The sequence below is a fragment of the Serratia sp. ME47 genome (assembly GCF_903970925.1).
Taxonomy (GTDB): Bacteria; Pseudomonadota; Gammaproteobacteria; order Enterobacterales; family Enterobacteriaceae; genus Serratia; species Serratia ureilytica.
In genome coordinates this window covers 355,339-379,642 of sequence record NZ_CAJCKE010000001.1, presented here as the reverse complement: position 1 = coordinate 379,642, position 24,304 = coordinate 355,339, and the positions used below count along the sequence as shown (strand labels likewise).

General features: G+C 60.3%; 24 protein-coding genes. All 24 read right to left on the bottom strand.

Translation table 11 applies throughout. The features are described 5' to 3' along the window. Nucleotides 1-22: 22 nt before the first annotated feature. A complete protein-coding gene (gene tssG / locus H7A77_RS01940) occupies nt 23-1,093 on the bottom strand; it encodes a type VI secretion system baseplate subunit TssG (protein ID WP_147880000.1) in 1,071 nt (356 codons plus the stop codon). Continuing rightward, on the bottom strand, nt 1,090-2,976 hold the full coding sequence (tssF, locus tag H7A77_RS01935) for a type VI secretion system baseplate subunit TssF (RefSeq protein WP_033643563.1): 1,887 nt from the start codon (nt 2,974-2,976) through the stop codon (nt 1,090-1,092). Before tssF ends, tssG begins: the two co-directional genes overlap by 4 nt. A 4-nt stretch (nt 2,977-2,980) precedes the next feature. After that, the gene (locus H7A77_RS01930) at nt 2,981-3,556 is read right to left on the bottom strand and encodes a type VI secretion system baseplate subunit TssE (protein ID WP_033643562.1); all 576 of its coding nucleotides are present in this window, start codon (nt 3,554-3,556) and stop codon (nt 2,981-2,983) included. Between the two features lie 2 nt (nt 3,557-3,558). Further along, complete coding sequence (locus tag H7A77_RS01925) at nt 3,559-4,380, bottom strand: type VI secretion system accessory protein TagJ (protein ID WP_304621523.1); 822 nt, start codon at nt 4,378-4,380, stop codon at nt 3,559-3,561. 15 nt (nt 4,381-4,395) lie between these two features. Next, entirely contained in the window at nt 4,396-5,382 is a 987-nt protein-coding gene (locus H7A77_RS01920) for a hypothetical protein (protein WP_047025438.1), read from the bottom strand. A gap of 29 nt (nt 5,383-5,411) precedes the next feature. Next, nucleotides 5,412-6,185 carry a PP2C family serine/threonine-protein phosphatase gene (locus H7A77_RS01915; protein ID WP_033643559.1) on the bottom strand — a complete coding sequence of 258 codons (774 nt, stop codon included), beginning with the start codon at nt 6,183-6,185 and terminating at the stop codon, nt 5,412-5,414. Further along, a complete protein-coding gene (gene tagH, locus H7A77_RS01910) occupies nt 6,185-7,900 on the bottom strand; it encodes a type VI secretion system-associated FHA domain protein TagH (protein WP_182073750.1) in 1,716 nt (571 codons plus the stop codon). The genes H7A77_RS01915 and tagH overlap by 1 nt, the downstream gene beginning before the upstream one ends. A gap of 724 nt (nt 7,901-8,624) precedes the next feature. Further along, complete coding sequence (locus H7A77_RS01900; RefSeq protein ID WP_227711491.1) at nt 8,625-8,960, bottom strand: T6SS amidase immunity protein Tai4 family protein; 336 nt, start codon at nt 8,958-8,960, stop codon at nt 8,625-8,627. 69 nt (nt 8,961-9,029) lie between these two features. Further along, a complete protein-coding gene (locus H7A77_RS01895) occupies nt 9,030-9,365 on the bottom strand; it encodes a T6SS amidase immunity protein Tai4 family protein (protein WP_042784886.1) in 336 nt (111 codons plus the stop codon). A gap of 16 nt (nt 9,366-9,381) precedes the next feature. After that, complete coding sequence (locus H7A77_RS01890) at nt 9,382-10,176, bottom strand: lysozyme inhibitor LprI family protein (RefSeq protein WP_182073749.1); 795 nt, start codon at nt 10,174-10,176, stop codon at nt 9,382-9,384. A gap of 81 nt (nt 10,177-10,257) precedes the next feature. Beyond that, a complete protein-coding gene (locus tag H7A77_RS01885) occupies nt 10,258-10,740 on the bottom strand; it encodes a type VI secretion system tube protein Hcp (RefSeq protein WP_004934962.1) in 483 nt (160 codons plus the stop codon). A 195-nt stretch (nt 10,741-10,935) separates the two neighbouring features. Continuing rightward, the gene (locus H7A77_RS01880; RefSeq protein WP_038876774.1) at nt 10,936-11,376 is read right to left on the bottom strand and encodes a T6SS amidase immunity protein Tai4 family protein; all 441 of its coding nucleotides are present in this window, start codon (nt 11,374-11,376) and stop codon (nt 10,936-10,938) included. Then, nucleotides 11,373-11,879, bottom strand: a complete 507-nt coding sequence (locus H7A77_RS01875) for a type VI secretion system amidase effector protein Tae4 (RefSeq protein WP_071605363.1) — start codon at nt 11,877-11,879, stop codon at nt 11,373-11,375. Before H7A77_RS01875 ends, H7A77_RS01880 begins: the two co-directional genes overlap by 4 nt. A gap of 57 nt (nt 11,880-11,936) precedes the next feature. After that, nucleotides 11,937-13,442, bottom strand: a complete 1,506-nt coding sequence (gene tssC, locus H7A77_RS01870; protein ID WP_004934958.1) for a type VI secretion system contractile sheath large subunit — start codon at nt 13,440-13,442, stop codon at nt 11,937-11,939. 3 nt (nt 13,443-13,445) lie between these two features. Then, nucleotides 13,446-13,982, bottom strand: coding sequence for a type VI secretion system contractile sheath small subunit (gene tssB / locus H7A77_RS01865; protein WP_015378282.1), 537 nt, complete (start codon nt 13,980-13,982; stop codon nt 13,446-13,448). Between the two features lie 122 nt (nt 13,983-14,104). Further along, complete coding sequence (tssA, locus tag H7A77_RS01860; RefSeq protein ID WP_182073748.1) at nt 14,105-15,136, bottom strand: type VI secretion system protein TssA; 1,032 nt, start codon at nt 15,134-15,136, stop codon at nt 14,105-14,107. A gap of 23 nt (nt 15,137-15,159) precedes the next feature. Then, a complete protein-coding gene (gene tagF / locus H7A77_RS01855; protein WP_033643553.1) occupies nt 15,160-15,879 on the bottom strand; it encodes a type VI secretion system-associated protein TagF in 720 nt (239 codons plus the stop codon). 18 nt (nt 15,880-15,897) lie between these two features. Beyond that, entirely contained in the window at nt 15,898-19,533 is a 3,636-nt protein-coding gene (gene tssM / locus H7A77_RS01850; RefSeq protein ID WP_182073747.1) for a type VI secretion system membrane subunit TssM, read from the bottom strand. After that, nucleotides 19,533-20,735 (bottom strand): DotU family type VI secretion system protein, encoded by a 1,203-nt coding sequence (locus H7A77_RS01845; RefSeq protein WP_049272050.1) that lies wholly within the window; start codon nt 20,733-20,735, stop codon nt 19,533-19,535. Before H7A77_RS01845 ends, tssM begins: the two co-directional genes overlap by 1 nt. Before the next feature lie 21 nt (nt 20,736-20,756). Beyond that, the gene (tssK, locus tag H7A77_RS01840) at nt 20,757-22,103 is read right to left on the bottom strand and encodes a type VI secretion system baseplate subunit TssK (protein ID WP_147838077.1); all 1,347 of its coding nucleotides are present in this window, start codon (nt 22,101-22,103) and stop codon (nt 20,757-20,759) included. Nucleotides 22,104-22,143: 40 nt separating this feature from the next. Continuing rightward, nucleotides 22,144-22,674, bottom strand: coding sequence for a type VI secretion system lipoprotein TssJ (gene tssJ / locus H7A77_RS01835; RefSeq protein ID WP_033643551.1), 531 nt, complete (start codon nt 22,672-22,674; stop codon nt 22,144-22,146). Nucleotides 22,675-22,703: 29 nt separating this feature from the next. Further along, entirely contained in the window at nt 22,704-23,204 is a 501-nt protein-coding gene (gene tagV / locus H7A77_RS01830) for a type VI secretion system accessory protein TagV (RefSeq protein ID WP_033643550.1), read from the bottom strand. Between the two features lie 48 nt (nt 23,205-23,252). Further along, on the bottom strand, nt 23,253-23,645 hold the full coding sequence (locus H7A77_RS01825; protein ID WP_033643549.1) for a DUF4150 domain-containing protein: 393 nt from the start codon (nt 23,643-23,645) through the stop codon (nt 23,253-23,255). A gap of 17 nt (nt 23,646-23,662) precedes the next feature. Further along, nucleotides 23,663-24,298, bottom strand: coding sequence for a DUF3540 domain-containing protein (locus H7A77_RS01820; RefSeq protein WP_182073746.1), 636 nt, complete (start codon nt 24,296-24,298; stop codon nt 23,663-23,665). Between the last annotated feature and the right edge of the window lie 6 nt (nt 24,299-24,304).

Here is a 24,304-nt window from a genome sequence, read left to right as displayed (position 1 = left end):
CCGGGCGTCGGCCGAAATAGGGTCAGAACGGGTTTTCCAGCGGTTCAGGGCTGAAGATCAGATCGTCGAGATCGCGCTGTCGCCGATGGTCGGCCAGCCAACTGCTCAGGCCCAATCGCTGCGCGCCGCCGAGCTGGATGCCGTGCGCCTGTTCCTTCGCCAGGATCAGGCGCACTTCCCAGACGAACTCGATGCCCAGGTATTGGCGCACCCAGTCGCGCAGTTGCCGGCACAGATCGGCGCCGGGCAGAAAGCGGTCATAGTCCTGCTGCGGCATCGGCCCCAGCTCGATGCGGAATTTGTGCTGGATATCCCGCACCGCGATGCCGAGAAAGGCCGACTCGCCGAGCCGCGGCGCGCCGCGTCCGGCCTTGAGCCGCGCCTGCTCGCGCGGCTCCACCCGCAGCCAGTGCGGCACGTTTTCGACGATGCGCACCGGCACCTTGAAATACTGCTGCAAAATTTTGCTCAGGCCTTCCGGATCGCGGCTGTGGCGAATCAGATGACCGGCCATAAAATGTTTCGCGTGGGCGTTGATGCTGTCGCGCTCTTGCTGCGCCGGCTGGCCGAGGCCGATCAGGCTCGACAGGTACTCGTCGAAGCGCCGGTTGTCCGGGCGATCCAGCGATACCGTCGGCTGCGCGTCGGCCCAGGCGCGGTAAAACAGCAGCGTCAGCCGGTGATGGAACAGATTGGTGAACGCCAGCAGGGTGGTGTCCTGATGGTGGTACACCCGTTCGCGCACGTATTCGGTCAGGTGCAGCGGCAGCGGTCCGTTGGGGCCGAACAGGCCGAAGCTGAAGATCGATACGTCGTGCAGCGGGCTGTTGGCGCGCGGCGTCACCTGCGCCAGCGTGGAGGGCGCGAACGACAGCGAAGGTTCCTGGCCCAGGCGCAGCATCTCGTGGCGCGGCAGCGGCGCGCGCCCCAGCAGGTAGGGCTGGCCGCCCTGGGCGTCGATGCGCCGCAGCAATTGAAACAGATCGTGCTTGTAAGGCGCGCTGCGCAGCCGCGGCCAGAAGTCGTCCGGCAGGCGATACAGCGCGTTGATCTGCGGCGGTGCCAGTTCGGTAGCGATCATCTCCGCGCTCATATCAGCGTCCTTTTGCCCATGCGCGCCTGCCAGTGGGCGATCTCGCCGCGCTGCTGGCTGGAGAGCGTCATCTCGGTGAAGGTGTTCATCGCCACCAGGCGCGAGAACAGGCGCTCCAGCACGCTGCCGAGCAGGTAAGGACTGTTGCCGGAGAACGCCTGCTCATCGACCGTCAGATCGATGGCGATGCCGCGCGCGAACACGATGGGGCCGGGTTCAGGCACTCGCCGATAGACCGGCCGCAGGTTGCAGTGGCGCACGCCCTGGATCTGTTTAGCGATCGCCGGCTCGCTCAGGTTGCCGTACAGCCCCAGCAGCTGGCGCAGGCTGGCAGCGCCCTGTTCCGGATCGCCGTCCATCATGCTGAGGTAATTCAGCTGCAGCTGACTGATCAACCGCCAGGTGATCATCCCTTCGGCCAGCGCCGGACGCGGCGGCGTAGGGCCTTTGCGCAGCGAGACCTGCTTGATCGGGATTGAATCGGGCATCACGAAATTGCCCTGATCCTGCTGCAACAGCATCAACGGCAGGTCGCGGCTGGTGCACAGCACGTCGGCGGTGAGGTATTTCAGATCGCTGTGCCACGGCGACTGCCGTTCGTCCACCAGCGATACGAACACTTCCGAACCGGCATAACCGGTGCGGGTGCCGTAGCGGCGGGCGTGTTCCGACAGCGTGCGCTGTTCGCGCCGCAGCGAGAAGTAGGCGCCATAGTTGCCATCGTCCGCACTCAGGGTGCTGTAAAACGGCCGAAACTCTTGCTCGTAGCGTTTTTCGCTGGCGCTGCCGCCGAGCCGCTGCACCGAGAACACTTCGTAATCCAGCGGCCGGATATTGTCGACCACCAGATGGTATTCGTGGTTCTTTTCGTTGATCGCGATGCGTTCGGCCACTTTCGGAAACAGGTTGATCACCGGCGTGCAGTGCAGCGCCAAATGGGCAACGTCGACCACCCGTTCCAGCGCGGCGTCGTGCCTATCGAGCAGCACCACGATTTCGAACTGGCGCAGCGCCTTTTTCCCTTCGCGCACGCTTTGCAACAGCGGGCGCAGGCCGTTGACGCTGAAGAACTGGAAGCGCGCCGGGAAGGCGAAATATTCTTGCAGCAGCCGGTAGCCTTCGAAGTTGCGCAGATCGTTGGGCAGCAGCGCCTGATCGGCGGCGAAGCCTTCCTGTCGCAGCCCATCCAACGCCAGCGCCCGCCGCTGCGGCTGAGCCTCCACCGTTTGGCAGACAAGCCCGACGCTGTGCTGCATCAGCAACTCCAGCAGCTGTTGCGCCTGCATGTCCGGCCCGGCCAGGTAAAACATCAATTGGTCCAGCTGCAGGTTGTTGAGCGTCACGCTTTCGTAGCACTCGAGCCGAATGCGCAGCGCGCTGACGCAGCCGCTGTGCTGCAGCCCCAGCGAGGCCAGCGGAATATCGGCCGGAATGCCGCCCAGCTCGACGCCGGCGATGCGCACCGGCTGCAGCGTGACGTCATGCGCCGTGGTGTAACTGCAGGTGATGCCGCTTTTCTTCAGCGTCTGGCTGTCCATCATGGTGCCGCGCGGCACCACGAAGCCGTTGCTGATATCGCCTTTACTGCTGTCCGGCTGCAGCTCGGCGATCGCCATCGACGGCGTCGGCGACAGGTAGTTGGGGTAGATGATCTCCAGCAAGCGCTGAGAAAAGCGCGGGAACTCGGCGTCCATTTTCAGCTGCACGCGCGAGGTGAGGAAGGCGAAGCCCTCCATCAGACGCTCGATATAAGGGTCCGCCACGTCGATGCCGCGCATGCCGAGACGGCCCGCGACCTTCGGGTACTGTTCGGCGAACTCGGCGCCCATCTCACGCAGATAGGCCAGCTCGCGGTTGTAATAATCTAACAGTTTACTGTCCATCGCCTTACCCTATGTCTTTCAGATCGAAGTGGCCGTTTTCCAGATCCACGTCGGTACGGAACAGAAACTCCAGCGGATAGGGCACGCACCACAGGCGGCCCTTGATTTCGATCGACAGCACGTTGTGCAGCTCCAGCGAGCCGGTGTCCGAAATGCAGCGCACCTGCAACCCGTCGGGCAGAATGCGCGGCTCGAAATGGAGGATGGAATCGGTCAGCGCGCGCTGAATGTCCAGCCATTCGATGTCCGACATGCGCTTGCCCGCCAGCGAGGCGATGCCGTAATTCAGGGTGGAACGCCGCACCTGCGGAAAATCGCCGAGATCCAGATTGGATTCGCTGTTGACGCAGTTGAACAGCCACTGCAAATCGCGCAATACCCGGCGGCGCAGCTCGCTGTGCGACACCAGGTTGCGCACCTGCGCCTCCTGCTTTTTCTGCGGTTCGTCGTCGGTCAGCATGTCGAGCAGCACCGGCTGCATTTTGTCGCGTGAAGTCAGGCGTTCGCTGTCCTGACGAGAGCGATAGCCCTGGCGGCGCAGATCGCCGCCGTCATAGTGGGGTGGGCGCTTGTCGTTCATGGTCAGGCGCTCGCGTCGAAGCTCAACTGCCGCAGGCTGTGCAGCGGGAATTCGTCGCTTTCGCTGAGCCAGGTCTTCAGGCCCAGCCCCGCATAGTGGGCGCCATCGCCCAGTGGTTGCCATTCGGTGCGTTTGCCGAGCAGCAGCGCGTCGTCGCTGCCTTCGGGCAGCGGGTAACGGGCAGGCAGTTGGCATACCTGTTCGCGGCCATCGGTCAGGCGCACCAGCGCATGGCTCCACACCAGATCGATGGCGCTCTGTGGCGCCTGGAACTGGATCGCGGCGATGTCGGCAAACGGCACCCAGTAGTAAACGCCGTTGAGCGCCAGCTCGCACACCGGCCCGAGGCGGCCGTCACCGTCGGTCAGCCAGTCGAAACTCAGTTGCCGCTCTTGGTCGCCTTCGGCCAACATTAACCGCCCGGCGCCGGCCGGGGCGGCCTCCAGCGCCTCATCGCGCAGCGTCTGGGCCTGCTCGGCCGCTCCTTGCGCATCCTGATGCAGCGCCTGCACCATCAGTTTCAGCCAGGGATGCGCCTGCCGCAGCAGCGTCGGCGCGGCCGTGCCGGTGAATACCGCCTGGCGTTGCAGCTCGGCGTTGACCGACTGCATCAGCAGCAAGGTGGTTGGTTGGGCGATCGGTTTCAGCGCCTGCCAGGATTTCAACTGCGCGTTGGCGCGCATCCAGTTGCCGCTCAGACACAGCAGTTGCACCAGCGCGGCGCGCAGGTCGGCATCCGCCGGTTTTGCCTTGATATCGTTCTCGACGGCGGTGATGGCCGCGGCGATCGACTGGCCTTGCAGCATGCTTGCTAATGATTTCACAGGCTTTCCTTATAATCAGTGAGTGGCGCCGTTAACCGACAGGTAGCTGCCGCTGGCGGGATCGACCCGGTCTGCGGCCAACTGTTCCACCAGCTTGAAGGTCAGCGGGGCGGAGGCGCTCAGCAGCGGCTGCCAGGCGGTTTGCGCCTGCTGCACGCGCTGTGTGATCTTGGTCTCGTCGGCGGCGTCGACACGCGGCATTTCAACGATCGCTTCACCGTTGAACGCCCAGGCATGCAACTGCGGTTCGAAGGTCAGCAGCAGGAAGCTGCCCGGCGCCTGCGGGTTGCCGCCCAAAATGAGCCGTTGGGCGTTGGCGCTGACGACGGTCAGCGCACGATCGCCGCCGTTGATCTTCGCCAGCGGGTAACCTTGCAGGAACCACAGCGTCGGCGAGAGGGTTTGCCCGCCGTGTTGCAGCGTGACCGCGCCGCTGCCTTGCAGCCAGCCGTCCTCGCCGCAGCGCAGCGCGTCGCCGGCGGGAATGAACAGCGCGCCGCCGGTGGCTTCGTCACCCCAGAAGGTGCGGAAGTGGCAGCCCTGCGGCAGGCTGAAACGCTGTGGCGGCGCGGTGTCCGCCTGCGCAGAGGTGACGGCCACTGCCGCAGGAATGGTCGGCGGCGGCGGGGTTTGCGGCTGCTCGGCGGTCTCTTGTTTGACCACCGGTTTCCAGCCGCGCGCTTTGGCGGCTTCGCCGGTCGCCAGCTTCTCACCGCGCTTGTCGGTCAGCGTCCAGGGCAGATGACCGGCTTTTGGGCACTGCTTTTCCAGCAGATTGCCGACGCGGGGCAGAAAGTCGTTCAACACGGCCGGATCTTTGCCTTGCGCCGAGACGATGCGCAGCGGGATGCTTTTGCCGCACCAGCTTTCCGGATTGCTGTTCTTGACGTCATCAATAAACACTTCCAGCTTCTGGCTGGGGGAGTAAACCAGGCGATAGTTCATCGCCTGCGCGGTCGGTACCGCCATCAGGGCGACGAGCCCCGGCATCCAGTATTTCATAGTGAACCTTGCTGTGAATGTGCGCCGACTCAGTCGCGGATGAGAAACCGTTCCGCATCCGCCAGCGAATGCAGCAGGGTGGTTTCCTGCGGTGAGCCAATCCAGACGGCGATAGCGCTGTAGTTATCGCTGTTATTGTTTTTCTTCCATGCCTGCTGCATCAGAGCGATCCACTCGCTGGGGGAGTTGACCATGTGCAGCGACTGTTCCAGTTCGGCCTGGCTGAAGCTGTGCCAGAAGCCGTCGGTGCACAGCAGGAAAACGTCGCCGTCTTCCAGCTGCAGCACGTCGCTGTAGGTGGCGTCGCGCTCTTCGTTCAGCCCCAGCGCGAAATACAGCAGGTTGCTGTTGATGCCGTTGGTCTGATAACCGGCGTCCTGCATCTGTTGGATCAGGCTGTGGTCGGTGGTGACGGCATGCAGGTAGCCGCGGCGGAACAGGTACAGGCGGCTGTCGCCGGCGTGCGCCCAGTAGGCCAGCTGGTAATCGCGATCGATAAACAGACTGACCAGCGTGGTGCCCATCTTGCTGTATTCGTCCGACTGCCGCTGCTGCTGGTGGATGGCGGCATTGGCGCGCGTAATGTGCTGACGAATGCTCTGGGCGTTCAGGTGCTTTTCGCCGTCGAAGTTTTGCAAAATGGTGTCGCGCGCCAGTTTGGCGGCGATATCGCCGCCCGGAAAGCCGGCGATGCCGTCGCACACCACGAAGCAGGCGGCGCGGTTGCCGAGCACCTCGCCGGTCTGATCCTGGTTGGAGGCGCGGCCGCCCTGGTTGGAGGTAGAGGCTATGGTGATATTCATTACGCGTCCGGTTTGGTCTGTGAGTCTTTGTATTGATTCACTTCAACGTCATAGGCGTGCAGGAAGGCTTCGCCGAACAGGGTGTGGAAATCGTCCTCGATTTCGCCGGAGGTTTGCTGATAGTTCTTCACAAAGTAGTCCCACAGCGCGGCCTTGCGGTTGGCGGGCAGCGACAGACGCGGCGCCACGCCTTCCTTGCGTGCTTCCTCTTCGAGGCGCTCCGGGTTGAAGGACTGCAGCATGGCGGCGATGATGGCGCGAATGCCGGCGATCATCCCCAGCTGGTGCGCCTGCAGATCGATCAGCGCGTCGCGCACCGCCTGTTCCGGCGGCATAAAGCCCGGCATCTGGCTGCCGAACATCTGCATCAGCACCGTTTTCCCCGAAGGCAGCAGTTTGAACGGGTTGTTGGCCTCGTCGAGGATCATGGTCATCTCGGCCTTCACGCCGCGCTTGAGGATCGAGCGGGATGAGAGCAGGGCGACGGTGCCTTGCGAGAACAGGCTCAGCAGGCGGCCGGCCTGGCGGATCTGTTGTTCGTCGAAATGCGGCTGCGGCTGCAGATCGTCGAGACCGATGCCTTGCAACAGCGCCGTCAGCAGCGGCCCCTCCAAGGTGTCGCCATTCGGCGCGGCGGCGTGCTGCCGCTGGGCGGACTGGTAGGCGACCGGATCGATGCCCAAGCGGTTGCCCTGGCGCGGGCGCGGAGGTTGCGCAGGCGGTTCCTGCTGGCTGAACTGCGGTGCGGGTTGGGGCTGCGGCTCGGGTCTCTGCACCGGCGGCGGCGTCGGTTGAGGGCGCGGCGCTTGCGGTGGTGCGGCGATCGGCGCCGGTGGTGGGGACGGCGGTTGTGCCGGTTCCTCCGGCTGAGCCAGCGGCACGGCGCCGCCCATCAACAGCCCCAGCGGGTCGTTGCTGTTTAACGTCTCTGGCGAAGCGGGCGCGGATGAACCGCCGAACAGCGCCAGCGGATCCAGCTCTTGTTCCGGTTGCTGCGCATTCTGGACGGGGGGAGCCGGGCGCGGTGGCGCAGCCTGCTCCGCCAGCAGCGCGCTGGGGGTGGTGTCGGCCAGGATATGCTCACGCTCAAAAGTGGAGTCGGTGTTGAACAAGGCGGCCGGATCGGTTTGCTGTTGCTGCAATTGGCGCAGATCGACATCGCCCGCCAGCTGCGCCAGCGGATCGGCCGGATTCAGCTCGCGAGTGGGGGTGTCCAGCAGCGGATGGCTGTCTGGATTGGCTACCGGCGGCGGGGTGACGGCGGCCGGCGCATTCGGCGTAAATTCTTCCACCAGGCTGTCCCAGATTTCGTTGGGGATCGGCGCGGCGGATTTTTCTTTGGCGGCTGCTGCAGGGGCAACGGCCTTGGCCACCGGTTGAGCCTGCGGCGCGGCGTGCTGTTGCAGTGCGCTGACTTCAATCTGGTAATCGTCGATGCCGAGTACGTCGCCATCCTGCAGTTCAACCTGGCGGCCTCGTTCCAGCGGAATATCGTTCAGCAGCACGCGGGTGACGTTGCCGCGATTGGTGATGCGGCATTCGCCGTCAGAGGAAATGTGCACGATCGCCTGCAGACGGGAAATGGCGCGCTCTTCGTCCGGCAGCACCAGGTTGTTGTCCACGCTGCGGCCGATGGTGCCGCCCGGCGGCAGAAAATCGCAACTGCTTTGCGGCGGAACCTGGCCGCTTTTATTTTTTACAATGGAAAATCGCATAAGGCATTCCTGCTGATAAGATCTTATGGCCAGACAGTGGAACTCGATAACTGGATGAGTTTGACTTGATTTCTTTCCTAAGAGAGAGCTTTGAATGTGAGTGACTAAATTCTTTGGCTAACGCATTATATGGTCGAAAACTTCAATGTAATAACGTGAGGCTGTATATGTCAGGTGATGTCTTTGCTATTATTCGCATTATTCTTAGTCTTTCTTTTGTAATAGAGGTTAGTTGGTAATTGAGACAGGTAAGTAAGGGCGAATATAATACTGGCGTACCACACCTCATCATAGTCTTGAAATTTTATATTGAGAATTGGATCCAGTATCTCAGAACCATAGTTAAATACTAAACCTTGGATGATGCTTGCAAATAAATTTACTGTGGTAGCTATCACAAAAAGGGAATAGGATTTTCTATTGTTGGTTTTTTGTTTTAGGTGATAAAGCCCGACAAATACTAAGACTGACAGGAAAAAGTATAAAAACACAAATGAGTAAGAGTAGGTGGAAAGCGTGACGTCATCGATCACTGTTTTTTCCTTATCCCAATGCTCTAAAATTCCATATGGTTTGTACTGAGTAATAGAAAGTCAAGGAATATTTTCCCAATGACTGATGATTAATGGTGCTGGTATATTTTCAAGTAATAAATTATAAGTGATAAAAATGTAATTAATTTGAGGCTGATGGCTGCAAAAAATGAATTCTATCACTGCGGCTATTACTTTGAGTAACGTTTAAAAATGGCTTCAGCTTCACTGGCGTTCTGCAGTGAAAGGCAATCTAAAATATGATAACTTCCTTTAACTGAGCCTTGGCTATTTTTATTGGCGTACTGTTCAGCCAGCTTTTCGCCTTGTTCGAATGCATCCATCGGCAGTTTACTCAATTCTAAATAGGCGGAAGCGGAACGGAAGGCGTCTTGCTTGGTTTTTTCTGAGTCAGTGGACTTCCCAATGCAGCGGCTGACTAACCAATTTTTATATAGTGCCTCTTGCGATAAAATATTGAGTGAGTTTTCAGCAAGGGCTACATGGCTTCCGAGCAGCAGAGACATTAAAAAGTACGTGTATCTTCTCATCCGAGATAACCTTTGATATGAGCCGTCGTTTGAGCAACTCTGATATCAGTTGTCGTCTTTCCCTTGGTTCTTCTTGATGATGGCTTGCAACGCTTGGCTATGTACAAGATCGATGCACTTTGCCATCGTCATCGGCTCCCCTGACATACTGTCATAGGGCTTTGCCAGAAATTCTTTTGCCAGCGCCCTGACGGCGGTATGCGCCTCCAGAGAATAATCGCCGAACTCCATATAACCCCGAGCAGCGGCGGCGGCATCGTTTTTGACTTCTTTTGCTGAGTACCCCTTGGCGATACAAACGCTAAGCGCGTAGTTTTTGAGGTACTCGGCAGAGGAGTACTTTTCGTTGGCGGAAGCTTCAGTATTCAATACCGCCAACATGAGTAGGAACGCAGTTTTAATCGTGTGACGTAAGTGCATCGATTCGTTTTTGCATCGTATCGGCCAGGCAATCTTTGTCATCTCGGCATTTATCCCTTTGCAGTAACCAAGATCTTTGCGTGCTGTTTAAAGAAGCCGCCAGTTTTTTATCCCCTACATCGGTCGCCTGCTTTTTTGCCAACAGCCAAGCTTGGGAAACGCTTTTGTCATAGGCGGATAAATTGAAGTCTGAGCAGATAGTTTTTTCAACAACGCTTGTAGATTTAGCGCAGTCAAAAGACGCTACAGGTTTAGGATCTTTCGGTAACCGTTCTAATTGCAGTAGCGAACCATCGTACCAATTAACCAGCATTTTTTGTGGATTGAGAGCGGCAAAGCTGGAGCCTGCACCATTATCGGATGGGCCGAATGATCCGGAGTGACAAGCGATCTTGAAAAGAGAGACTTCTGCTTGGCCGTTTTCCTTCAATGCATAGTTTTTAGCCGCGATGCTTTTATCTCCTCCCATCGACTTGCCGATGAATTGATTTAGCGTACTTCTCTCAGTACTGAAGGTTGGCGCTGTGCAGACGTCTTTTTCCGGCACATTGTTTTCTATTGATTTAGTGGAAATATTGATTACCCTTCCTAGTAATCGAGGGTCGTTAAGTTGATAGCTAAGCGTGCGGGTAGTCTCATTGTCTATGTTGACCTGAGTCACTTGCCATAAGCCATCAATAGTTGATGATGTTGGGGCATTAACGTTTTTTTCTGCTGCGTATGTACTGAACGATAATAAGACGCTACTGATGAGAAATTGATGTTTACTCAATTGAGTGATGTCCTTATCTCTGCAAAATACTGTCCTTAGTTTGCTAATAAACCTCCCCATAATGGGGAGGTTGTATAACAATTAAGCTTCGCGGTTTTCCTTGATGTTCCAACCTGCGCTGCTTTCGGCGCCTTTGCCGCCTTTGTCGCTCTGCTCCCAGTACTGCTGTTTCACTTTCGCCGCCTGGAAGGAGTAGGTGACGCCCACGGTGTCTTCGCCGCCTGCACCGGTGTACTGCACGGCGGTGACCAGCACGTCTTCCAGGGTGATTTTTGCGTATTCAACCTGGGTGCCGCCCGCCTTGCAAACCGACAGCTCAATCTTGGTCAGGTGTTTGCCGCTTGAGCAGTGTTTCAGCAAGGCCGGGGTTGACTTGTCGATCAGCGCGTTGACGTGCAGATCGTTGAAGCACACTTTACCGGCGCCACCGCCGCCGCCAACGCCCATATTGCCTGGTTGAGAGGCGCCCCAGGAGAAAGAAGTAATGTCGGTCCAGCCTTTGTGATTCGAATCTTTGGATTCGCCGCTGGCACCTTCAACTTTCAGGAACATATCAATAGCCATAGTTTCTTCACTCTTTATTAAGGGTTAACAGTAGTATTAACGTTACGTTGAAAAACTCAGGTAATAGCAGCAGGAATTGCAAGTGTGGTAATGCATTACCAATTTATATCCTTGTGCCATGCACCTTCTTAAATACCGAAAACTATCGGTACGGGTTACCGAGCCACTATTAAGTGCTAATGGCTCAATGCTTAATTATTTCGCGTTATCTTGATTCCACGTGCGATCTGGATTGCCTGCAATGAGCTGTCGGGAAAGCTTGTCCAATTCCGGACTATGGTACAACCGCAGGCAGTTTAAGGTGACACCTTGACTCTTGCCTTTGGTTTCACTGTGAAACTCATTGACTCTGGATTTATATTTGCCGATGAGAGCATTGATTTTCTCATCACCTGATTCGATATCGAATGGCATCCATTCTCTCATCGCATTCGCCGTTCTGGCTGCATCAAGAGAGAACGCTTTATCCGAATCGGAGACCTGTGCCAGGCAGCGTGACAATGCCAGTTCTTTTACGACCTGGTGATAAGGCATCTGTTTGATAAATGCCACCGGATCTTGAATGTCCTTGGCGAGCGATGACTGCGAGAGCCCCAACAAGGTAGTTGCCAATCCGATTGTGATTAACTTGTTCATGGCAACTCCCAAAAATTGGCTCGCGGAGTAGAGTAATTGGTTCCGGGCTCATTGAAATAGCAATGATCTGAACAACTGTTTCCGTTCCAGAAAGTGGCGTGCCCGCCCGCATTTCCCCAACCTGATACTTCAAAAAGTATTAATCCTTTTTTGTTGGCCAGTTGCGTAACAGGTAATTGAGGGTAATTAACAATCATGTCAGGTTTTCCCCACGTTTTAGTCAGGTAGGGAATCAAATCCCGCACGCGGAAAAAGTACCATTTTTTATCTGCGCCTGAGACGGTTAACTGACCTATTCTGGGAACTGGATGGCCTGTGTAATTGAGCACGTAACTCATCCTTACGGCACAGCTGTTTTCCCAGCCACCTGATTCGGCGGGTATCTCAAAGTTTCGTTTTACGGCACCGCCAATCGTATTTTTAACTTTTCCCAGAGGATCGTTTGGGTCATAAATATTTTTAGCCGCAGTCCAGGCAGCCAGAAAACGGGGTCTTGTTCCCATGATTTACCTCCATGTTTTATTTATCAGGCCGCACTATCGCGGCCTGACTTCAGCCCATCAGGACGCGTCGTTTTGTTTCAGCGAAGGCAGCTTCGACACCAGGCGCAGGGAGACGGTCAGGCCTTCCAGCTGGTAGTGCGGGCGCAGGAAGAACTTGGCGCTGTAGTAGCCCGGGTTGTCTTCGATCTCTTCCACCTGCACTTCCGCCGCGGCCAGCGGTTTGCGCGACTTGGTTTCCTGCGATGAGTTGGCCGGATCGCCGTCCACGTAGTTCATGATCCAGTCATTCAGCCAGCGCTCCATATCGTCGCGCTCGCGGAAAGAGCCAATTTTGTCGCGCACAATGCACTTCAGATAGTGCGCGAAGCGGCAGCAGGCGAACAGGTATGGCAGGCGCGCGGAAAGCTGGGCGTTGGCAGAGGCGTCGGCGTCGTAGTATTCCGCCGGCTTCTGCAGCGACTGCGCGCCGATAAAGGCGGCGAAGTCAGAGTTTTTGCGGTGCACCAGCGGCATAAAGCCGTTTTTGGCCAGCTCGGCTTCGCGACGATCGCTGATGGCGATCTCGGTCGGGCACTTCATGTCCACGCCGCCGTCGTCGCTCGGGAAGGTATGGCACGGCAGGTTCTCCACCGCGCCGCCGGATTCCACTCCGCGAATGGCGGTGCACCAACCGAACTCTTTGAACGAACGGTTGATGTTGGCGGCCATGGCGTAGGCGGCGTTGGTCCAGGTGTAGTTGCCGTGGGTCGCGCCGTCGGTATCTTCTTCGAAGTCAAACTCGTCCACCGGATTGGTGCGGATGCCATACGGCAGGCGCGCCAGGAAGCGCGGCATCACCAGGCCCAGGTAGCGCGCATCTTCTGATTCACGCAGGCTGCGCCAGGCGGCGTATTCGGTGTTCTGGAAAATCTTGGTCAGATCGCGCGGGTTGGAGAGCTCCTGCCAGGACTCCATTTGCATCACGCTTGGCGCGGTGCCGGCGATGAACGGGCAGTGTGAGGCGGCGCCGATCTTGGCCATTTCACCCAGCAGCTCCACGTCCTGCGGGCTGTGATCGAAGTAGTAGTCGCCCACCAGGCAGCCGAAGGGCTCGCCGCCGAACTGGCCATACTCTTCTTCGTAGATTTTCTTGAAGATCGGGCTCTGATCCCAGCCCACGCCTTTATAACGCTTCAGCGTGCGGCCCAGCTCCTGCTTGGAAATGCTCATGAAACGGATCTTCAGCATCTCGTCGGTTTCAGAGTTGTTGACCAGGTAGTGCAGGCCGTGCCACGCGCCTTCCAGCTTCTGGAAATCGTCGTGGTGAATGATCTGGTTGATCTGCTGCGACAGCTTTTCGTCGATTTCCGCGATCAGCGCCTGGATGGTGCGGTAGGCGTCGGAAGAAACGGTGACGGTATTTTCCAGCGCCTGCTGCGCCAGAGTTTTCACCGCGTTCTCGACCGCTTCTTTGGCCTGATCGGTCTTCGGCCGGAACTCTTTGTTCAACAGCGCGCTGAACTCATCGCTGGAAAAAGTCTCGGTGGTTTGCAACGCATTTTGTTGCTGAGGCGAGTTGCTCATCGATTAATCCTCACGCTCGTTGTTGTCATCGTTAACCGCCGGCTTCGGCGCGTCGGTCAGGGATTTCAGCAGCGCCGGGTTTTGCAGGATCTTGGAGATCAGCTCCTCGGCGCCGTTTTTACCGTCCATGTAGGACAGCAGGTTGGAAAGCTGGGTGCGGGCGTCCAGCAGATTGTCCAGCGCGTCGACCTTGCGGGCGATAGCGGCGGGGGAGAAGTCTTCCATGCTTTCGAAGGTCAGATCGATGTTCAGCTTGCCTTCGCCGGTCAGGGTATTATCAACCTGATAAGCGACGCGCGGCTTCAGCGATTTCATGCGCTCGTCGAAGTTGTCGACGTCGATTTCCATGAACTTGCGCTCTTCCACGCTGGCTTGCGGATCGACCGCTTTCCCCACCAGATCCGCCATCACGCCCATCACGAACGGCAGCTGGATTTTGCGCTCTGCGCCATAAATTTCGACATCGTATTCAATCTGTACGCGCGGCGCGCGGTTGCGGGCGATGAATTTCTGCCCGCTGCGGGATTTCGAGTTTGACATGATTTACTCCATCTAATGGCGATTGGGAACGCGCCTCGTCCGGCTGGGAGAGTCAGGTTCTGATTCGGGTCTGCGCAGGGGCAGACGGTATCGGGTGTCGTCAAGAGAACAAAAGTCGGCGGCTAGCTGTTCTCCTCGTTGTCGGGGCGACCGAGAATGGTCTCCAGTTGGTTAAGCCCATCGGGCGCCAAATCGCGGACGATTTGCATAAAGTCCAGCGTAATCAGTCGCTGTACCCGATCGATCATCAGCGGCGCCGGGTGGCTTGGCTCATGAAGACGAAAATAGTTTTTCACCTTGTCCAGCATCAGCTGGGCGTCATCGCGCGACTGGATCTGCGCGCTGCGCCAGTTGAGTGAGGCAGAGGTGCTCTGCACGGCGGCCGGTGGCTGCTCAGCGGCGGTTTCCTGTGTGGCGTCCGCTTCGGTGGCGGCCGGGGCCTCGCTCTGGCCGGCAAGCGCCACCAGCGAAAAGACCTTGGTCAGCGCGCTCATTTCCGGCAGCGCGCTTTCACCCAGATGGCGGGTGACTTCGCTGCGAATGGCGGCCAGGGTGTTGGCGATATGCATCACCAGCGCGCCTTCGGGGCGATCCTGTTGCGCTAGCTCATCCTGCAGCCGTGCGCGGCCGCCGGGAAAGTTGGGGCACTCTTGCTTGCTGCCGTCGAGCAGGGCGCCGGCATCGCGCAGCGAGATTTCACCGGCGGCGCTTTTCAGCAGCGGCGCGGCGCGCACGCTGGCGGCCAGCGCGGCCTTGTCGCCAAGGTCGGCCAGCGCGTTGATGCGAAACAGCGGGTCGGCCTCACCGTCGAACTCCAGCGGCGGCTGCAGGGCATCCCAGTAGCGGAGTATCGCCTGGTGGATCAGCGTCAGCCCGTCGGCATAGCCCGGCAATCCGCGCAGCTGGGTCCAGGCGCGGGTGAGATACAGCATGACGCGCAGGTCTTTGGTGCGCGCCAGCAGCGAGCTTGCGAGACGCTCGACCTGCACCCAATCCGGCGCCTCTTCCGGAATGATGGTGCTGCCGAATTGCTGTTCGGCTTTGCCGGTGGCGGCGCGCGCCATGGCCAGAAAGTCGGCGTCGTATTCCAGGTTGTCGCCGCAGGGCGTGTCCGCGTCAACCGGGGCCAGCAGGGTATCGGTGTCGATAGCCATAAGATTTCCTTCAACGAGCGATGTTAATCAAACATTTGCGGGTACTGGCCGCCGCGGCCTGGGCGCGCCCAGCCGTTGGGTTCGAACAGCAATGAAAACAGCTGCACGGTGAGGTTGCCGCTGTGCACGTGGGTGTAGAGCGGGTGCCCGTCGGCCTGATTGGTCCACCAAAAGCTGGTGTACTGCGCCGGATCGAAACAGTCGGCGGCCTGCTGCCAGCCGAGGCCCGGTACGTCCGGATGCTGGAAACCGATAATCGACAAGATCTCGGAGTCCGCTTCCGCCGGCGGGCTGGGCAACGCCGGGATCGCCTGCAGCGTGCGGTCGATCTGTTCGGCGGAGAAGCCGTTGCGCACGCCGTTCAGCAGGGTATGGCCGAGCTGTTGGTACCAGCTCGCCGCCATGTTCAGCTGTTGCGGGCGCCAATCCTGTTGGCTGAACAAGCGCAGCGCGCAGATGGGGTAACGCCGCCCGACGCGGTCGCGCGCCGGCAACAGGCAGCCCATCTGCACGTACTGGCTGCCGAGCGTGGCGGGGATCACGAAGTTCCACACCGGCGCGTTGCTGAACGGGTGATCGTTTGGCCCCTGCGCATCGCGCTGCAAATTCACCAGCCCGTTATGGAACCAGTGGGCCCAGTTGTTGACCACCGGGTCAGGCAAACGGCGTTGCAGGAAGTCACCGGCGGAAGGAAGTTTGCCGTACCAGCCGATGCTCGTCGGGGCGCTTGAATCAGTGCTCATGGTCATGTCCTTTCGGGGCTACGGGCACGAGAAGGCCGGCAGTTGGAACGGATTGCGAATGCTGTTGGGCGTGAACTCCAGCGTGACGCGGTGGCCGTCGAGATTGAACGTCGCCTGACGGCCGAGGCCGCCGGTGCCCGAAGACTGCGCCATATCCACCAGGCGGTTCAGCGCCCACGGCCCGCTGGTCACCAGACTGGCGGTGGTGCCGTTGGCCAGCGCCAGCTGCAGATGCACCTGGTTGGTATTGCGGGTGCCCGGCCAGCTGACCACCAGCGGCACCTGCGGGCCGTGGCTGTATTTGAACAGTTGCCCGTCGATATCCAGCGTCAGGTTGAGGATGTCGTTATCCATCCGCACCGGCCGCACGGTCACGCGGTAAGAGGGCGTCGCCGTGCCGTTGGCGAAAAAGGCGTCGCGGATGCGCTGCGCCTGCTGGAACGACCGCAGGATGCCTTCGCCGCCGGGCAGCGTCTTGCCGTCCACGCCGGGCGTGAAACGCCAGTTGGCGCGGGTGGTATCGACCTTGCCCTGCAGGTTGTCGCGGAAGAAGCTGTCCATCAGCCCGCTGTTCGGCGCGAACATGCGCGCCAAATCGTCCGGCGTCACTTCCTGGCGCGCCCGGGCCACCAACGGATAACGCCCGGCGATCGCCTGGCGGCAGAAGCTGCCGACCTCGAAGCTGATGCGCTTTTTCACGTTTTCCATCTCTTTGCGCTGGGTGTCGCTGCTGGCGCCGATCGCCAGCGACAGCAGCATCTGTTTGAACGGCACCGGCAAGCGGCCGGATTCGGCCTGCAGGCGCGGGATGATGTCGCTCGGCGGCGCCGACATGCCGCTGTTGGCCGCGCCTTGCACCGCCGTCAGGTAGCTGTACAGCTCATCGACCTGTTTCAGCACGCTGTCGAAAGGGATCGCCTTATTGCCTTCGCCCTGGCTTTGCGCCAGTTCAAGCAGCGGCGCGAAGTGCGCCATCACCAGCTGTTCCGGTTGGGCCGACACGTCGCCGTCGGCGTTGGCCGGCCGGTTGGTGAACAGCGCCTCCAGCGTGCGGTTGGCGTTTTGATTCAGCTTGTCTTCGGTTTTGGCCAGCAGCGAGCGGGAATCGGCGTCGCTTTTCTCGTCGCGCAGGGTGACGTTTTTGCTGACGTTAACCAGCAGATTGCGCATCGGCGACGGATTGCCGGACAGCAGGCGCGCGCTGCTGATGCGCTGGGTCAGGTTGCCGATGTTGGCCAGTTGGATATCGCCCAGCAGCTCATCCCAGGCGCTGATAAAGTCCTGCATGTACAGCTGACGGATGGTCTTGGTCAGATCGGCGCTTTTCTGCTCCGGCGTCTGGCTGTTCAACACCCAGACGTCTTCCTTGCGCAGGGTATCGGTCACCGGATCGATGTTGTCGTTGAACGCTTTCCAATACCCCTGTGAGGTGAACAGGCCCGGCACGCCGTCGGTCACCGGTTTGCCGCTTTTGCGGCTGAACGCCAGTTCGGTCTGCGGACCGGCCAAATCGACCAGGCTGACCGGCTTGATGTCGGTCTGTTTCAGCAGCAGACGCTTAAGGCGGCCGTAGACGCGTTGCGACAGCGGCGCCCGATTGAGCGCGGCCTGCGCCTGCGCCACCAACGGCTCGTCTTTGGCGTAAGGCGAGGCCTGGATCTGCGTATCCAGCAGTTGGCTCAGGTGCCATTCGATCTGCTGCAGCTGTTTTTGGGTGCTGCCCTGCGGCAGGTTGCGCTGCAGGTTGAGCATCACCCAGGCGCGCAGGAATTTGCCGTCGTACTGCTTCGGCAGATACAGCATCTGGTAGGCCTTCAGCGCTTCATAGCTGAAGTCCGCGTCGCCGTGGTTATCGTTGCGCAGCGTGGCGGCGATCTGTTGCGCCACCTGCGGCAGCAGCAGTTCTTTCAGCGCTTTTTGGTACAGGGCATTGCCGGCGTCGCCGACCTGATCGCCGCGGAACAATCCCATGCGATAGGTGAACGGCGGATCGTCCAGCGAAAAGTTCTGGCTGTCCGGCAGATGCAGCAGGCTGTTGAGGAACGGCAGCAGCGAGAACATATCGCCGTTGCCCAACTGGGTCAGGCTTTGCCCCTGGCGCTCGACGCCGGGCACCTTGGCGGCCACTTCCGCCAGATAGGCCTTGTTGTTGCCGTAGCTGGTGAACCACAACATCGCCAGCACCGCCAGGATCACCGCCAGCGCGATGTACCCCGCCCAGTGCAGGGCGCGGTTGCGGTATTCCCACCAGCGGTTGCTGCCCGCCAGCCCGGACTCCTGGAAGACCACCGATTCCAGCGTCTCTTTCAGGAAGAAGCTCTGGCCTTTGGCTGCCGGGATCGGCGTTTCCTGGCCCACGCTGTCCCAGGCCGCGTTGGCCTGCGTCCCTGAGTTGGCCGGCGGCAGCTGCAGGTAGCGGTTCAGTTCGCCCATCACCCGGTCAAACGGCAGACCTTCCTGAGTGCCGCTGGTGAAGTAGATGCCGCGCGGGGTAAAGCGGGTTTCAAAACTGGAGGTGGCGAACACCTGTTCCAGATATTGGCCGAGCAGCGGGCGCAGCGCGGCGAATTCCTGCGGGAACAGGTAGCTTTCGGCGCGTTGGCGCGCGTCGTGCTCCATCAGCAGCGTATCCGGTAGCGCCGCATCCAGCCGTTGTTGCAGCAGGGCGTATTGTTGTTCGAAGGCGGCGTTCAGGTTGAAGTCTGGCTGCCGCGAGCGCTCGTAAGGGAAGGTGAATCCCCAGATCTGGTCGCGCTGCGCTTTGTCGAAGCTGCCGAAATAGGCCATAAAGCCGTTGAGCAGGTCGGTTTTGGTCACCAGCACATAGACCGGGAAGTGAATGCCCAGCTGTTCGTGCAGTTCTATCAGGCGTTTGCGCAGCGCGCTGGCCTGCGCGGCGCGCGCTTCCGCGCTGTCGCTCAGCAGATCGGCGACGCTGATGGTGACCATCACGCCGTTGATCGGCTGGCGGGTGCGATATTTTTTCAGCAGCGCGACGAAGCTTTGCCATTCGCCGGCGTCTTCTTCGCGCTGGCTTTCCTGGGTGGTGTAGCGGCCGGCGGTGTCGAGCAGCACCGCGTCGTTGGTAAACCACCAGTCGCAGTTGCGGGTGCCGCCCACGCCGCGCAGCGCGGACTTGCCGAAGCGATCCGCCAGCGGAAAATGCAGGCCGGAGTTGACCAGCGCGGTAGTTTTACCGGCGCCGGGCGCGCCGATGATCACATACCACGGCAGCTGATACAGATATTGGCGGCTGAAGCGGGTCATCCAGCGATGTTTGCCGTCGCCCTGGCCCGGGGCGAAGCGCGCCTTTTTCAACAGCTGCGCCGCTTCGTCGAAACGCTGGGCCAGCGGATCGTCTGGTTTGATCTCGGGCTTGCCGTCTTCCGCCGGCACCGCTTCGGCGGCGCGCAGATTGCTCAGCAGACGGCTGTTGAACCAGGCGCTGTAGAGGCGCGGGATCAGGCGGCACAGGAACCAAATCAGGTAGATAGCGCCGATGGCGATCTGGCGGTTGAGTTCCGGCTCCAGCGGGCGATAGTCACCGATGGCGACCAGCGGGCCGATCGTCCAGATGATGAACGCCAGCGCGGTGATGCCGACAAAGCCCCACAGCAGGCGGCTGGTGATGATGGAGAATAACGTACTGAGCATTACTTTCCGGTTCCTTGCGGCAAGCCGTTGATTTCCGCCTGGGTGTTTTCCGGGGCGACCAACAGCGTAATTTCTACCCGGCGGTTCAACGCGCGGTTCACTTTGTTATCGTTCGGCGCGACGGGGTTGCTCTCGCCGCGGCCCTCGGCCTTGACCCGCTGCGGGTTGGCGAGGTGTTTTTGCAAGCGGGCGCTGACCGCTTCGGCGCGCGCCAGCGACAGCTCCCAGTTGGAGGCGAAGCGGGCGCTGCGGATCGGCACGTTGTCGCTGTAGCCGGTGACCAGGATTTTGCCGCTGACGCCGTTCATGGCGGCGGCGATGCGGTCGATGACCGGAATATAGTTGGCGCGCACCGTGGTGGCGGCGGAGTCGAACAGCCCGTCGCCTTTGAGGATCACCACGCTTTGCTGCGCTTCGTCGCGCACCACCACCAATCCTTCGGCGATCTCCTTGCGCAGGAAACTTTTCAGGCTCAGCGTCGGCGGCGCGGCCGGCGCCGGATTACCGATCGCCACCTGCGGCAGGTTGGTTTGGTAAATTGCCGCCAGCACCGGGCTGGTGTTGTCGCCCAGCCGCCAGTTGAGGGCGATAAACAGCAGCGAAGCCAGGAAGCCGGTCAGCGCCACGCAGGCCCACAGCGGCACCAGCGGACGCCACAGTTTCTGTTGTACCGGCAGATCCAACGCATGAGGCGACAGGGGCGGGGCGTAGCCGCCGCGCACCGACCGAATCAGCTGCAGCAGGCGCTGCTTCATGGTTTCCAACTGCGAGCGGCCGTTTTCCATCACCCGGTAGCGGCCTTCAAAGCCCAGCAGCAGGCAATAATTGATCAGCTCCAGCAGATTGATGTGCTCGCGCGGGCTCTGCGACAGCTTGGCCAGCAGCTGGAAGAACTTCTCGCCGCCCCAGGTTTCGTTATGGAAGGTCACCAGCAGCCCGCTGCCGGACCACACGCTGTTGCTGCCCCACGGGGTCAGCGCCGCCGCTTCATCCAGCGCGGTGCACAGACAATAACGCGCGCCGATGATCACTTCGTACGGCAGGTTGGCGCGTTGGCCGCGGATCTCGAAGCGGCGCATTTCGTCGATCAGCTGTTGGCGCAGCTGCGCCGGGTTGGCGTGCGTGGCCGATTGGCGGATCTGCGAAATGGCGTTCAGCAGCGGGTTGGCGGCGTCCACCAGCGGGTTGGCCGCCGGCGCCATGCTATTTTCCTGAGTCATAGGTTACCGGTCCGTATGGCTGCGAATCGCCCAAAATTCCATGTCCAGCCCCGGGAATTCGCCGGCCAGGTGCAGGGCGAAGGCGCTGGATTTTTCCATCTGTTTCCACAGGTCGCCGCCTTTTTCCAGCTCGAAATAGGTGTAGCCGGCGTGATAAGGGATCTGGCGCGGCGCGACGGGCATGGTGCGCAGACCGATGCCCGGCAGCTGCAGCTGCACCAGATCGCGGATGCGCGTGACCGGGGCGATCTTCATCTGCGCCGGGAAGTGGGTCAGCAACACCTCGGCGGCCACGTCGGCGCGCACCGCCAGCACGAAGCCGAAGTCGCGCATCATTTTGGCGTCTTGCACGGTGGCGACGTTCAGACCGTGGGAGCGCTCGACCAGCGTCAGCTGAATGGCGTTGTCCTCCAGCACCACCGACAGGCCCTGACGCAGCAACAGCATCAGCTTGCCGAAGCACAGCGCCAGGTTGTCGTGGTCATACACCGGCAGGCGGCCTTCCGGGGTGCGCTGCGCCGAGAAGCTCGCGAGTTCGGTGGCGAACTGCAGCCAATCGGCGAACAGGCGCTCCGGGTGCAGATGGTCGAGGTGGTAGGCATGGCTAACCTGACCGAGATGGCGGTTGATCAGCTGCAGCAGCATGAAATCGACCATTTCGGAACTGCCGCCGCGGCCCGGTTGCAGCAGGCGTTGACTCATCTGCTGGCTGCGTTGTTGCAGCAGACCCTGCAGATCGTTGATGAAGGTCTTCAGTACCGGGTTGCCCTGACAGTTCAACATCGGCGGGATTTGCGCCGTATCGAGACGCAGGCTGTTGTCGCTGCGCTTTTCCAGCACGCGGGTGACGCCGAGCGCCGTCCATTCGGCGTTCAGCTCGCTCTCCAGCATCAGCCGCAGGCGCAGGCGACCGAATTGCAAGGCCGCGCTGCCCACCGAGACGGCGTTGAGATCGTCGACTTCGGTCTCGTAAGCCAGATAGCGCGCCAGCGCTTCCGGGCTTTCCTGAAAGATCACGTCTTCACGCCCCGCGCGATAGGTCGGCAGAGCCAGCACCACGTTTTCACCGGTCTTGTTGTCGGCGATGGCCAGCGGCGCGGGCGCCTGCTGGGCGCCGGAGAAGCGAAACGGCGTGCCGTCGGGCATGATGCCGCTGGCGGCGTTGAGCGCGATCTTGCCCTGGCGCAGCAGCGTTTGGTCCAGATCCAGGGTGAGAAATCCCCAGAAACAGCCGCTGTGGGCCTGGCCCCAGTTGCGCATATAGCCTTCGAGATAGTTTTCCGCCTGCTGGAAATGGTGAGGGCGCAAAAACATCCCCTCAGTCCAGACAACCTTATGAGCATCTTTCATCATCACACCTATAGTTACTTCGCTTCAGCGCAGCGGTAGGTCAGTCGACCTTTTTTACGGGGCGCAGGCCACTCACGCCCGCGACGATATGCGCTTCCAGCTCATCCGGCGAGAATTGCCATACCTTGTAGAAATTGGTTTCGGTGGGTTCCGGCAGCGGCAGTGAAATGCGCCAGGTCTTGCCGTCCAGATTTTGATATTCGGCGATCACGCCGATGTAACGTGCGTCCAATGTGCTTTGCCCACCGAGCTTTTTGCCGGTCTGGCCCGGCGTCAGGAAGAACTGATCGCTGTCCAGCAGACTGTTGCCGAGCACGCTTTTGGCGTCGTTTTGCAGACTGAAAAAGTCGGCTTCCATGAATTCCGCATCCGAGCGCAGCAGCAGCACGCGAATTTTGATCGGCGCCGGTTGCGCGCCGGCGGCGGCGTTGACCTGGCGGTCAGCGTCGAAGACCAGGCTGTAACGCGCCGGCACGCTTTTCGCGGAAGACATGCAGCCGCCGAGCGCCAGCGCGCCCAGCAGCAGAAACAGCATCCCGCACCAGCGGGAAGCGATAGGGGTCGTCGTCATGGGAATCTCGTCGCCCGCAGGCGTGCTGACTACTGGAGGATCCAGGTGGCTGAGCCGGCGTTTTTGCACGCCTTGCTGTCGCCGCCGACTTTAACGCAGTCCTGCTTGGCGGCGCGCGCGCGGCGCGGCAGATCTTTGCGCAGCGTCGCTTTGTAGCGCGCTTCCGGCACGCCGGCGTTGGCCTGGATATACCCCACCAGATCGCCGCCGCGGATGGCGGAGATCGCCAGCCAGTTGTTTTCCACTTCGCCCAGCGCGTAGAACGCGGCGGCGTTGTCCAGGCTGCCGACGGCGGTGCCGGTATAATTCGGGCTGCTCATGATGCTGGCGGCGTACAGGCTGCGGTACTCCTCACCGATCGGTTTGAACTGTTTCGGCGCGCTCACCGCGGCGCGGTGCTTTAACGTGACGCCGTTGACTTCACTGCTGACGATGGCGTCGTTATTGAGCGCCGGCGGCGGTGGCGGTGGGGTGGAGCAACCGGCAAGCGTCAGGGCGGTCAACAGCGTCAGGGTAATCCGTGTTTTCACAATGTCCTCTTTTTCTTGATTGAATGGCTGTGTAATAAAGCGCCGTCATCAGGGCGCAAGCAGCAACACTTTTAATTGGCTCGGCACGATGCGCATGCCGAGCGCGTTGGTGGAGTTCTGCAGGCTGAGGCTGGTCAGCCGGGTGGCCGGGGTGCCTTTGAGCAGCACGGTAAAGGCGCCGGTCAGGTGGCGGGACGGCCCCATCACCGTGCCGGAAGCGACGCCGGTGGCCACGCCGGGGTTGTCGCCGTTGGTCAGTGGCGTCACCGTCGCCATGTTGTGCGCCGGGGTGCCGACGAACAGAATGTTGAACGCGTTCGGGATGGCGGTCGGCGCCAGGGCGATATCCGGGTAGGGAATGGGCACCGGCGCCGGGCTTGGCGTCAGACAGACGTCGGGAAACGCCAGGTCCACGCCGATCATTTGGCTGTTGGCAAACATAAAAGGCCTCCGCAAGGTTATCCGACGTGGATCTGTTCCGAATCCAGCTTGGTGATGTCTTTCGAGGTAATCAGCGTGTTGCGAGCATGAATGCGGGCGTAATCTTCCGCCTGATAATCCATCTGCCCGGCGCGCACGTGCTCGGTCTGGCGCACTTTGCGAAACAGCGAGTGGCTGATCTGGCTGACCGAATGCCACAGTGACTCGCAGCGTTTGCCGACCAGGCGGCTGATGCTGACGAAAGCCGAGAGCTCTTCGCCGCTGTATTTCATCTTGTCGACGTGGCAGTCGCCGCTGTTCGCTTGCAGGGTCATGGCGTCGCCGCTCAGGTTCAGCGCCTGTGCGCCGTGCAGCGACAGCGAGCCGTGCAGCGTTTCAATGTGCAGATCGCCTGCGACGCAGAGCCGCGCCGCGTTTTGCGGTTCCGCGCGCTCGAGGACGGCGATCGCCCACAGCTGGTGGCCGCAACCGGCGACCAGCACGCTATCGCCGAGGGCCGGCGTCAGCAGGCAGCTGGCCGCACGGCGGCAATGCCAGCCGCGGCCTTCACATTCCACCACCAGGCTGCCGTCCGGCAACAGGTTGACGACCTGGCCGGCGGCCTGCTGGGGCGGCGCGATGTTGACGGCGCGAGTAGTGTTGACAACGCTCATGGTGAT